This is a genomic window from Tenacibaculum larymnensis, assembly GCF_028829235.1.
GTDB classification, from domain to species: Bacteria; Bacteroidota; Bacteroidia; order Flavobacteriales; family Flavobacteriaceae; genus Polaribacter; species Polaribacter larymnensis.
The window spans coordinates 221,412-233,523 of sequence record NZ_JAIWJY010000005.1; the positions used below are offsets into that span (position 1 = coordinate 221,412).

A 12,112-nucleotide genomic window follows, 5' to 3' on the forward strand; every position below is an offset into this window, starting at 1 on the left:
AAAAAGAGTAAGACATAACTATTTGTTGCTCAGGCAACACTTCTATTTTAGACGACTCATACAATCATAATGGAGCAAATATGCGAAAATATTTTTAATTAATTTCAATATCTTCGTGCTATGATTAAAGTTGCCATTATAGGAGGCGGTAATGTAGCTACACATTTAGCCAATGCTTTTAGTAAAACAAACGAAGTATCGTTGGTTCAAGTATATGCTAGAAATATAGAGCAAGTTGAGCATTTAAAAGAGGTTACTTCTATTACAAATAGCATAGAGCTTTTAACAAAAGCTGATGTATATATCATTGCTGTTTCTGATGATGCTATTGGTGATGTTTCTCGTAAAATTGAACAAAAAAATGGCTTGGTGGTACACACTTCTGGTAGTGTAGCTATACAGTCGTTACAAAACACTGGACGTAAAGGTATTTTTTACTTATTACAAAGCTTTTCTAAAGACAAAAAGGTTGACTTCAATAAAATTCCATTTTGTTTAGAAGCTGAAAATGAAGAAGATTTACAATTATTGGAAACGCTTGCTAAAACTATTGGAAAAAAGATATACCGTATTAACTCAGAACAACGTAAACGATTACACGTGGCTGCCGTTTTTGTAAACAATTTTACCAATCACATGTATAAAATTGGTGCTGATATTTGCAACGAACACCAAGTTCCTTTTGAAGTATTACTACCATTAATTCAAGAAACAGCTCAAAAAATAACCGAGTTGAGTCCTGATGCAGCACAAACAGGTCCTGCTAAAAGAAACGATCAAAAAACTATTCAAGATCATTTAGCATTGTTAAATGCCGAACAACAAGAAATTTATAAACTTATTACAAAATCAATCCAACAAAATGGAAAAGAGTTATAAAGAATACTTACCTCAAATAGACACTTTTATTTTTGATGTAGACGGAGTATTAACTAACGGAATTGTAACCGTTTTTCCTGACGGACAATTGGTACGTCAAATGAATATTAAAGATGGATATGCCTTAAAATCTGCTGTAAAAGCTGGTTACAGGGTTTGTATTATCTCTGGTGGAAAAAACGAAGGTGTACGAACACGTTTAGAAGGTTTAGGTATTACCGATATTTATTTAGGTGCTCACGATAAAATTCAACAGTTTAATGAATTGGTTGAAAAATACAAATTGAACCCTGAAAATGTTGTGTACATGGGAGATGATATTCCTGATTACCCTGTAATGAAACTTGTAGGTATGCCATCTTGCCCTAACGATGCGGCTCGTGAAATACAACAAATTTCAAAATACATTTCTGATAAAACTGGTGGTAACGGTTGTGCTCGTGATATTATAGAACAAGTATTACGTGTGCAAGGAAAGTGGGATAGCAACTTTGACGCACAATACGATTAATTGGAATACTTTTTGAAAACGATATACTATTAAAACTTTTTAAATTATGAGAAAAATACTTTTTGCTTTATTATTTACAACCGTTAGCTTATCTATGAGCGCACAAACTATTTTCGGAAAATGGGAAAACCGAGATGAAGAAACCAATAAGGTTGATTCTGTGATTGAAGTATATAAAAAAGACGGAAAGGCATACGCCAAAATTGTAGAAATTACTGACAAGAACCGTCAAGAAGCTGTTTGTGATAAATGTAGCGGAAAGCGTAAAAACAACCCTATTTTAGGAATGAATATTTTAACAGGTCTAAAAAAAGATGGTAACGAATGGAGTGGCGGAAAAATTTTAGATCCAAAAAACGGAAAAGAATACAAGTGTTATATTAAACTTGAAAATAACAACAAGTTAAAAATTAGAGGTTATATAGGTTTTGCTGCCTTTGGTAGAACAGCTTATTGGCACCGAAAAAACTAAACACAAAACAAAACTCAAAAGCATCATTTTTTAATGGTGCTTTTTTTATAAAAAAATAAAAGACTCTAGTGTCTTTTTTAAAGAAAACTAATATCTTTGTAGCATATTATTTTTATATGTTTTCAAAATCTTGTGAATACGGTTTAAGAGCAACTATTTTTGTTGCAGAACAATCTAGCTTAGATAACAAAGTTGGTGTTAAAGCCATCGCTGCTGCTATTGATTCTCCAGAAGCTTTTACAGGAAAAATATTACAAATTTTAACGAAAAATAATATTATCGACTCTATTAAAGGACCTTATGGTGGGTTTGTAATTAACAAAGCCGACCTTAAAAAAATCCGTTTAAGTGATGTGGTTCGTGTATTAGATGGCGATAGTATTTATACAGGTTGCGGATTAGGTTTAAAGCAATGCGATGATAGCTCTCCCTGCCCTCTCCACTTTAAGTTTGTAGAGATTAGAGATAATTTGAGAAAAATGTTAGAAGAAAACACACTCCACGATGTATTATACACCCAAGATAAGAAGAATACTTTCTGGTTAAAACGGGAATAAAAAAATTTACAACAATAAAAGATAAAAAGGTCTTTTTATAATTTATATACAATAAACAGAAACAAAATGGAAATAAATAACAACACAACAGTGGCAGATATAGTTGCAAACAACTATAAAACAGCTACAATTTTTAAACTATATGGAATTGATTTTTGTTGTAATGGTAACAGAACTATTCAAGAAGTTTCAACAAAGAAAAATATTGTTCCAGATACATTAATCAATAAACTCATCCGAATTGATAGAGGCTCAAAATCTACTAACGATTATCAAAACTGGTCGTTAGATTTTTTGTGTGATTACATCTATCAAAATCATCATACCTATGTAGAAAAACAAATTCCTGAAATTTTAGAGTATTTAACTAAAATAGCTAAAGTACATGGTAACAATCACCCTGAGCTACACGAGGTTTTGCAACTCTTTAAAGAAAGTGCCGGAGAACTTACCACACATATGAAAAAAGAGGAACTTATTTTATTCCCTTTTATAAAAAAGTTAGTTGAGGCAAGTAACTCAAAAACTCCCCTTTCTCCTCCTCCATTTGGTACGGTAGAAAACCCTATAAACATGATGCATACTGAACATGATAATGAAGGTAGTAGATTTAGAACAATTGCAGAACTAACTAACAATTATACTCCACCAGAAGATGCCTGTAACACTTACAAAGTTGCTTTAGCTATGCTACAAGAGTTTGAAGAAGACTTACACAAACACATTCATTTAGAAAACAATATTCTATTTAAAAAAGCAATCAAATTAGAAAATCAATTAAATTAAATAATTAATAATGAGAAAAATTTGGACTGGATTTATTGCAGTAGTGGTATTATCATTTATTGCATTAATATGGGTAGGTACAGAAATTTACCAAACCCAACCCCCTATACCTGAAACAGTAAAAGTTAACGGAAGTAATGAAACTATATATACAAAAAAAGACATACAAGATGGACAAAATGTTTGGGAGTCTATTGGAGGAATGGAAGTGGGTTCAATTTGGGGTCACGGAAGTTATGTAGCTCCAGACTGGACTGCCGATTGGATTCATAAAGAAGCGGTTTATTTATTAGACTATTGGGCTAAAAAAGATTTTAATATTAATTATGATGCTTTAGATGAAGAAAACAAAGCTGCTTTAAAAGCTCGACTGGTAAAAGATATTAGAACCAATACGTTTAATGAAAAAGACCTATCAATAACAATTTCAAAAGAACGAAAAGAAGCCATTGAAGCGAACGCTGCGTACTATGCAAATATCTTTTCGAAAGGTCATGAAAAATATGCCATTCCAGAAGGAGCATTAACAGATACTGAAAAACTAGCTAAGCTTAATGCCTTTTTATTTTGGACTTCTTGGGCTGCCAGTACAGAAAGACCAGATCAAGAATATACCTATACTTCAAACTGGCCTCACGAACCGTTAATTAATAATACAATTACTCCCGATTCACAACTGTGGTCAGGCTTCTCAATAATTTTATTACTACTGTTTATAGGTGTGTTAACCTATTACTACATCAGAAATCATGAAAAAGGAGAAGCAGTAACAAACCCAAACAATGACCCTTTATTAGACTTAAAATTATTCAAATCTCAAAAAGCGGTATTAAAGTACTTTTTAGTTATTTCACTCTTGATCGTATTACAAGTTGTTTTGGGTATTGTTACTGTACACTATACAGTAGAAGGTCAAGCATTCTTTGGTTTTAACTTATCTGAATACCTTCCGTATTCAATCTCTAGAACCTGGCATACACAACTTGCTGTATTTTGGATTGCCGCTACATGGTTAGCAACAGGATTATTCTTAGCTCCAATTATTAGCGGTAAAGAAATGAAGTACCAAGTTTTTGGCATCAATTTCTTGTTTATCGCCTTATTAATTATTGTTTTGGGCTCTATGTTAGGTGAATGGTTAGGTGTACACCAATTTTTAGACTTAACCACCAACTTCTTCTTTGGTCACCAAGGATACGAATACATGGATTTAGGTAGGTTTTGGCAAATACTCTTAGGTATTGGCTTAATTTTATGGGTAATTATGGTTAGTAGACATGTGTTGTATGGTATTCGCAAAAAAGATGACTCAAAACATTTACTCTCTATTCTTTTAATTGCTGTGGTAGCCATTGGTATGTTCTTCTTCTCTGGATTAATGTATGGAGAAAACAGTTCATTACCAGTAATTAATTATTGGAGATGGTGGCTCGTACACCTATGGGTAGAAGGATTCTTTGAGGTATTTGCTACGGTAATTATCGCCTATATTTTCTCTCAAATGAAAATTATTTCTACCAAAACCGCAGGAAAAACAGCTATTGCATCAGCAACAATTTTCTTGGCAGGAGGTATTATTGGAACCTTACACCATTTGTATTATTCAGGAACACCTGTACAAGCTATTGCTTTAGGAGCTACATTTAGTGCCTTAGAAGTAGTACCATTAACCTTAATGGGATTTGAAATTAGAGAAAACTGGAATTTATTGAAAAAGAATGCTTGGATTCAACGTTATAAATGGCCAATTTTCTTCTTTATTGCAGTTGCCTTTTGGAACATGGTAGGTGCTGGTGTTTTTGGGTTCTTAATCAACCCTCCTATTGCATTGTACTACATCCAAGGATTAAACACAACTGCTGTACACGCACATACTGCACTATTTGGAGTATATGGAATGTTAGGGATGGGCTTCATCTTAATTTGCTTACGCTTGTATTCAAATATTTCTTGGAACGAAAAACTCGTAAAAAATGCGTTTTGGTTTTTAAATGGTGGGTTAGTTTTAATGGTCGTGTTAAGCTTACTACCTGTTGGTATAATTCAAGCTTACACTTCTATTACCAAAGGATATTCTTTTGCTAGAGATCCTGAATTATTATACAACCCTACAGTACAAACCTTAAAATGGATGCGAATGATTGGTGATATTGTATTCTCTTTAGGTATTGTATGTTTCTGCTGGTTTGTGGTAAGAACAACGATTAATGCGATAAAACAAAAATCGTAACCCTTATTGTTTTTATAAAAAGTCTGTGTAGCCCCACCTATACAGACTTTTTTTATTACCCTATTTTTAAGGAAGTCATACTTAAAGAGCCCGCCAATAACTTGTCATTAAAAAGCTGAACCTCTTCATTTTTTTGCTGTAGTCCTAAACTGTAAATTAAAGGTAAATAATGGTCTGGTGTTGGAATTGCTAACTGAAATGCTTTTGATTGTTTTGCATAGTCTATCAATGGTTTAAAATTCCCTTCTAGCAAATGTTTATTAACCGTTTCTCTTGTTTCAATAGCCCAATCATATCCATAATCATCCTTATCAAAATTCTTCCAATCAACTAATCTTAGGTTATGAACAATATTTCCGCTACCAATAATTAATACGCCTTTTTGCCTTAAAGAAGTTAGTTGTTTAGCCAATTCAAAATGATAATTGGCTTCTTTTGTATAATCAATACTCAATTGAATTACCGGCACATCAGCCTTCGGAAATAAATGCTTTAATACAGTCCAAGCACCATGATCTAATCCCCAATGTTCATCTAGCTCTACAAAATTAGGATGCAATAATTGTTTTGCTTCTTTAGCTAATTCAGGACTTCCACTAGCAGGATATTGTTGTTCAAATAATTCTTGTGGGAAACCTCCAAAATCGTGAATTGTCTTAGGCATTTCCATCGCAGTTACTTTTGTTCCTTTAGTAAACCAGTGTGCCGAAACACAAATAATAGCCTTGGGTTTTGGTAGTGTTTTTGAAATATTTTGAAAACCTCTCGTAAACTCGTTTTCCTCAATAGCATTCATAGGACTCCCATGTCCCAAGAACAATACTGGCATTGTTTGAGAAGCTGGCAAACTATCTGATAACCTTTTTAAACCGCTTAATATTCCCATACTCAAATTTACTGATGCTAACCCTAATAACTGTAAAAACGTTGTTCGTTTCATAAGGGATTCTTGTTTAACTCTATTTTAAAAACATACCCCAAACCAATGTTTAAGGCATGCATACAATCTTAGTTGGGTTTTAAAAAACCAAATCAACTACCAAATCAAACTCGTCGTAAATTGCTTTATCTTTTAAACCATCAAAAAAGCTTGTAGAACCATATTTTACATCATACTTTGTTCTATCAATTTTTAATGAAGCCGTTGCTTTTCCTCCATACACAGAAATTTCAAAAGTTACAGGGTTTGTTTTATTCTTAACAGTCAAATCTGCTGTTACTTTGTATGAGTTCTTTCCTTTAGCTTTCACCTTAGTAAAAACTAATTTAGCTGTTGGATGATTATTTATACCAAAAAAATCGTCTGATTTTAAATGTCCTTCTAATTTCTTTTGATAATCTCCTGATAAATCTGTTACCGCAATAGATGTCATATCTATTACAAACTCCCCTCCTACTAATTTGTCTTCATCAAAGTGTAAGGCTCCTGATTGTAAATTAACTGTTCCTTCATGAGAGCCAGTTACTTTATAACCTTTCCATACTACTTTACTCTCTTTGGTATTTACTTTCTTTACTTCTTTTGTAATAGTGGTAAACGATAGTGTAGCAAATGCTATTAATACTAACACTAAAGGATTTTTAAAATTTTTCATCGTTATATAGGTTTTAATTAATTTAAGATTAAATCTGCGTATTGTTTTGAGTTTACTTTAATATCTTCATGCTTTGGGTTGTCATTTGCTCCATAAAACACATGAGATGGTAAAACTTCTGTTCCACAAAACTCAAACGAAACAGTTACCGATTTTAATAAGTCTTCTAAAGATACAAAACTATTATAGGTTTGCTCTGTACCTCCTGTTGATACGGATAGACGAAACTTTTTCCCTTTTAATTTATCTCCTCCTGGACCAAAAGCCCAACCATATGTTAGTACCTCATCCATCCATTTTTTTAATAAAAAAGGAGTGTTAAACCAATGCAACGGAAATTGAATAACGATACTATCATGATTCAATAACAACTCTTGCTCTTTTGCTACATCAATATTTAAATCTGGATATTCTTTATATAGTTGATGAATTCTTACTTTATCATCGTGCTGTTGCAACTCATCTATCCAGGACTTATTTACGTTTGACTCCTCAATATTTGGGTGTGTTACAATTACTAAGTGTTTCATTCTTTTATTTTTACTTGTTTTTTATATCACAAAAGTATGTATATTTGCTATACAAAAGTAACTACTATACTTTAGTATACCAGTATACAAAAGTATACCAACCTAATAAACATGGAAACAGTTGTTCAAATGGAAGAGCTAAAAAGATGCTCTGTTCAATATGTATTAGCATTAAGAGATACTTTAAATGTAATAAGCGGAAAGTGGAAACTATCTATTATTGGTAGCTTGTTATACGGAAAAATGCGCTTTAAAGAACTACAACGAAACATTGGTAAAATTTCTCCAAGAATGCTATCTAAAGAATTAAAAGATTTGGAAGCTAACGGAATAATTAAACGTACTATTTACGATACTAATCCTGTTACTGTTGAATATGAATTAACAGAATCTGGAATGCGATTACATACTACCCTAGATGTTATGGTTAAGTGGGGAATTGAGCATAGAGAACTAACCTTAAAATAGTACTTCTATATTCTTCTACCTAACATTACATAACGTCATTACGAACGAAACGCAGTGAAGTGACGTAATCTTATGAATAGAAGTTACTCATAAACAACTACTTTCATGTTGTCTTGATACAAAACGAAATAAAATATCCATTCGAAGTGATGGTTATCGAGAAAAAGATTGTTTCGTTCCTCGCAATGACGGAAACCAACAATAACGTCATTACGAACGAAACGTAGTGAAGTGAGGTAATCTCATGAATAGGAGTTACTCATAACTTTGAGACCTCTCAACTTACTTCGTAGGCTATCTTCGTTCAAAATATATTTTGAACTCGATAATATTAGAGGTAACGGTAGTCTAGAAACAGATTACTCCTTACCCACTCTTCACAACTACGATAAAAACACTTCGGAAATCCGCATTTTTTTCTGCATATATCACCTTTTAAATCTTTATTCAAATAGATAGTTTTGTATACATAAAATCATGAATTATGGAAGAAGTAGTTTTTAAAGCCTTGTTAACTAACACCAAGTTTAATAGAATTGATAATTTTATTCAAGAAGTAATTAACACTAACAAAAATAACGGAGCTACCTACGAGTCAGTAAGAGAGTCTCTTATAAAATTGGTTTTATATCGATTTATTAAAATAGACACTAATGCTTCTAACGATTGTATTCTACGAGAAAATAATTTTTATCAAGCACGCGAATTAGGTAGTGTGAGTTCTTGGTTAGAAAAACGACGTACTTACGAATACTCTTAATAAGGTTTCTTAATCTTTAAAATAAAGACAACACCAAACTATCAATCACTCCGAGTGAAATTTACAAAATTTAGTGAAGGGAATTTTGTATCGAGAATTATTGGATTGTAACAAGGTTCTCGATACTATTTTGTTCCACTACGTAGCACAAAATCACTCGAACTGACATTTCAACGTTATTATGAATGGAAGTTACTCATAAACACCTACTTTCATTTTGTCTTGATACAAAACGAAACAAAAAATCAAGACTTATTTTTCCTTTTTTGAATTCTACGTTGTATTCCGTATTCGAATCCAGACCGTAAACTCTTTGGATTCTCTTGTACTCCATAACCTTGAATGCTACCAAAATAAAAATAGGTCGGTTATTCATACTCTTCTCTACTCCTCGCAATGACGGTAATAAAACGTCCTCAGAAAGCAAGCCGAAAATTACACCACAAGAAACGTTACAAATGAAAAGCTGTTTGAGCGACAGCGAGTTCTTTTCATTTAGTTTCGAGGATGTTAATTTTCGAGTGAAGATTTCGAAAGACTAGATTTTTTGATTCTTTTTCATCAATGGAAAAAGAACAATATCATACAAACGAATAATGAGCCTAGTCGAAATGACAGTAGTAGAGAAAAAGATTGCTTCGTTCCTCGCAATGACGGAAACCAACAATAACGTCATTACGAACGGACACTGAGCGTAGTCGAAGTGGAAAGTGACGTAATCTTATAAACATATACTTTCATTTTGTCTTGATACAAAACGAAACAAAAAATCAAGACTTATTTTTCCTTTTTTGAATTCTACGTTGTATTCCGCATTCGAATCCAGACCGTAAACTCTTTGGATTCTCTTGTACTCCATAACCTTGAATGCTACCAAAATAAAAATAGGTCGGTGTTTTTCCATACTCTTCTCTACTCCTCACAATTACGATAATAAAATGTCATTTCGAACCGAGCGCTAGCGAAGTGTAAGAAATCTAATCATTCAGAGTTACTCATAACTTTGAGACCTCTCACATACATTCGAGGTGACAGTAATAGACCTTCTTAGAAAACACAATTACTTACTTTTCAATCTTTCTATTTCCTGTAGTACCTTCTCTAAAGTAATTTGCAACCCAGTAACCTCACTTTGCAACTTAACCTCTTTTATGTAATTGTTTTCCCGTAGTACCAACTCTAGATTCCTTTTTCGTTGAGTAATCCATTTTGTATCTTTTACTGTTAGGTTATTTTGATGTAATAACGCTGTACACGCATGTAACCCTCTCAATCCTATTGCTCTTTTCTTTTGTAACTCTTGTAATGTTTCTTGTCTATTTCGTAAACTTTTAGCTACTTTTTTTTGTAATCGCTCTAATTCAGGTATGGCATTTTGTTGTTCTTCCTCTATAAAGGCAGTAGCATGTGTTAATTCAGTAACAGATGTTTTTAATTCCAGTGCTTTATATAGCGGAATCAATCTATCTAACTGTTGTAAGTTATAATTTCTCCGTTTTAACGATAGTGACTTTACTGTATCGGTTGATACTTCTAAATAATTAGCCACTGCATTAATAGAACAATAAAAAAAGAGTCTAATTTTCTCTAACATAGCTTGTACACTTTTTAAAATGACATTTTTTTTGATGTACACCTCTTGTACACTTTTTTAGTTCGCAATTATTTTAGTGTACACCAGTTGTACACTTTTCAAAATCATAATTTTTTTGGTGTACAAAAAACACCCAAAAAAGTCCAATACTATGATTGGACTTTAAAAGAAGCTTAGGCAGCCAACGTTGTTTTGTGATTTTCAATTTCTGTAATCGCTGCTGTTAATACCGTTACTTGCGCCTCTAGTTGTTGATGATCTATTTGATCTTCTAACACATTTACTGAACTGTAATTAGCGTTTCGATTTTCTAACGATTTTAATTTCGTTTCTTCACGTTCAATTTTTAGTTCCAAGCTACGCTTTTCTTTTTCGTCGGTAATAACACCTAATGCCGATTCAAAACCAGCAATAATAGCTTTTACACTCACAATCCCCTCTTTAACGGTGGTGGTTCTTTCTGCCTTGTCTTCTAACGATTCCCCTAAATTTCGAAGTCTTCTTTCTAATAAGGTTTTCTCTGCTGTAGTGATTTCAATAGCGGTATCACACTCTGCTTTTGTAGTTAATAATGCTAAATTCAATTCCATAATATATAAATTTTAAAGGTTACAATTTTTTTGGGGAGAATTTCTTTTGAATAGTAAATCGTTGATTTTTTAGACTTATTGTAGCGTTAACGTTTCGTTATGAGCTTTTTAACAGAAACCACTATTTTTTAACACTGCAACGTCATTATAAACAATACACAGTAGAGATTTTTTTTAAATTACACCTAACTGTCACTTCGAGTGAAATTCATAAAACATAATAAAAGGAATTTTGTATCGAGAAGTATTCGGTAATAACAAGCTTCTCGATACTATTTTGTTCCACTACGTTGCACAAAATCACCCGAACGGACATTTCAACATCATTACGAACGGACACTGAGCGTAGTCGAAGTGGAAAGTGACGTAATCTTATAAACATATGCTTTCATTTTGTCTTGATACAAAACGAAACAAAAGATCTATTTGAGGTAACTATAGTCGAGAAAAAGATTGCTTCGTTCCTCGCAATGACGGAAACCAACAATAACGTCATTACGAACGGACACTGAGCGTAGTCGAAGTGGAAAGTGATGTAATCTCATAAATATATGCTTTCATTTTGTCTTGATACAAAACGAAACAAAAAATTAAGACTTCTTTTTCCTTTTTTGAATTCTACGTTGTATTCCGTATTCGAATCCAGACCGTAAACTCTTTGGATTCTCTTGTACTCCATAACCTCGAATTCTAGCAAAATAAAAATAGGTCGGTTATTCATACTCTTCTCTGTCTCCTATAACGTCATTACGAACGAAACGTAGTGAAGTGACGTAATCTTATGAATGTGAGCTACTCATAACCTTAAGATCTCACACATATATTCGAAGTGACAGTAACCGATAAACAGATTGCTTCGTCCTACCTCCTCGCAATGACAGTAATAAAAGCGTCCTCAGAAAGCAAGCCGAAAATTACACCGTAAGAAACGTTATAAATGAAAAGCTGTTTGAGCAATAGCGAGTTCTTTTCATTTAGTTTCGAGGATGATAATTTTCGAGTGAAGGTTTCGAAAGACTAGATTTTTTGGTTCTTTTTCATCAATGGAAAAAGAATAATACTACAATAAACAAAACGGTCATTTCGAACCGAGCGGTTGCGAAGTGTGAGAAACCGTAAGGTTCAGCGGAGCTAAACCCC

At 32.8% G+C, this 12,112-nt stretch carries 13 protein-coding genes; 8 read left to right on the top strand and 5 right to left on the bottom strand.

Annotation, left to right across the window (positions count from 1 at the left end; all coding sequences use genetic code 11):
• The first annotated feature begins 120 nt into the window (after positions 1 to 120).
• From LCI24_RS09780 to LCI24_RS09805, 6 genes are all read left to right on the top strand, one after another.
• Positions 121 to 879 carry a Rossmann-like and DUF2520 domain-containing protein gene (locus tag LCI24_RS09780; RefSeq protein ID WP_274640218.1) on the top strand — a complete coding sequence of 253 codons (759 nt, stop codon included), beginning with the start codon at positions 121 to 123 and terminating at the stop codon, positions 877 to 879.
• Entirely contained in the window at positions 863 to 1,390 is a 528-nt protein-coding gene (locus LCI24_RS09785) for a KdsC family phosphatase (protein WP_099213868.1), read from the top strand. Before LCI24_RS09780 ends, LCI24_RS09785 begins: the two co-directional genes overlap by 17 nt.
• Before the next feature lie 46 nt (positions 1,391 to 1,436).
• Positions 1,437 to 1,862, top strand: a complete 426-nt coding sequence (locus tag LCI24_RS09790) for a DUF2147 domain-containing protein (protein WP_274640219.1) — start codon at positions 1,437 to 1,439, stop codon at positions 1,860 to 1,862.
• Positions 1,863 to 1,978: 116 nt separating this feature from the next.
• Positions 1,979 to 2,419: an RrF2 family transcriptional regulator gene (locus tag LCI24_RS09795; protein ID WP_099213869.1), complete on the top strand. Its 441-nt coding sequence runs from the start codon at positions 1,979 to 1,981 to the stop codon at positions 2,417 to 2,419.
• Between the two features lie 66 nt (positions 2,420 to 2,485).
• Entirely contained in the window at positions 2,486 to 3,205 is a 720-nt protein-coding gene (ric, locus tag LCI24_RS09800; RefSeq protein WP_274640220.1) for an iron-sulfur cluster repair di-iron protein, read from the top strand.
• A gap of 10 nt (positions 3,206 to 3,215) precedes the next feature.
• Positions 3,216 to 5,435: a nitric-oxide reductase large subunit gene (locus LCI24_RS09805; RefSeq protein ID WP_274640221.1), complete on the top strand. Its 2,220-nt coding sequence runs from the start codon at positions 3,216 to 3,218 to the stop codon at positions 5,433 to 5,435.
• A 55-nt stretch (positions 5,436 to 5,490) separates the two neighbouring features.
• Here the strand turns inward: LCI24_RS09805 and ygiD are convergent, their stop codons facing one another.
• The 3 genes from ygiD to LCI24_RS09820 form a co-directional block, all read right to left on the bottom strand.
• Positions 5,491 to 6,321: a 4,5-DOPA-extradiol-dioxygenase gene (gene ygiD / locus LCI24_RS09810; RefSeq protein ID WP_274640241.1), complete on the bottom strand. Its 831-nt coding sequence runs from the start codon at positions 6,319 to 6,321 to the stop codon at positions 5,491 to 5,493.
• Positions 6,322 to 6,454: 133 nt separating this feature from the next.
• The gene (locus tag LCI24_RS09815; protein ID WP_274640222.1) at positions 6,455 to 7,030 is read right to left on the bottom strand and encodes a YceI family protein; all 576 of its coding nucleotides are present in this window, start codon (positions 7,028 to 7,030) and stop codon (positions 6,455 to 6,457) included.
• Positions 7,031 to 7,047: 17 nt separating this feature from the next.
• Positions 7,048 to 7,560, bottom strand: coding sequence for an NAD(P)H-dependent oxidoreductase (locus tag LCI24_RS09820; protein ID WP_274640223.1), 513 nt, complete (start codon positions 7,558 to 7,560; stop codon positions 7,048 to 7,050).
• Between the two features lie 111 nt (positions 7,561 to 7,671).
• Between LCI24_RS09820 and LCI24_RS09825 the strand changes: the two genes are divergently transcribed.
• Both LCI24_RS09825 and LCI24_RS09830 read left to right on the top strand, forming a co-directional pair.
• Positions 7,672 to 8,028, top strand: a complete 357-nt coding sequence (locus LCI24_RS09825; RefSeq protein WP_099213874.1) for a winged helix-turn-helix transcriptional regulator — start codon at positions 7,672 to 7,674, stop codon at positions 8,026 to 8,028.
• A 484-nt stretch (positions 8,029 to 8,512) separates the two neighbouring features.
• On the top strand, positions 8,513 to 8,788 hold the full coding sequence (locus LCI24_RS09830; RefSeq protein ID WP_274640224.1) for a hypothetical protein: 276 nt from the start codon (positions 8,513 to 8,515) through the stop codon (positions 8,786 to 8,788).
• Positions 8,789 to 9,848: 1,060 nt separating this feature from the next.
• Here LCI24_RS09830 and LCI24_RS09835 read toward each other — a convergent pair.
• Together LCI24_RS09835 and LCI24_RS09840 are read right to left on the bottom strand one after the other, a co-directional pair.
• The gene (locus LCI24_RS09835; protein ID WP_274640225.1) at positions 9,849 to 10,382 is read right to left on the bottom strand and encodes a hypothetical protein; all 534 of its coding nucleotides are present in this window, start codon (positions 10,380 to 10,382) and stop codon (positions 9,849 to 9,851) included.
• 173 nt (positions 10,383 to 10,555) lie between these two features.
• A complete protein-coding gene (locus LCI24_RS09840) occupies positions 10,556 to 10,972 on the bottom strand; it encodes a hypothetical protein (RefSeq protein ID WP_047790780.1) in 417 nt (138 codons plus the stop codon).
• Between the last annotated feature and the right edge of the window lie 1,140 nt (positions 10,973 to 12,112).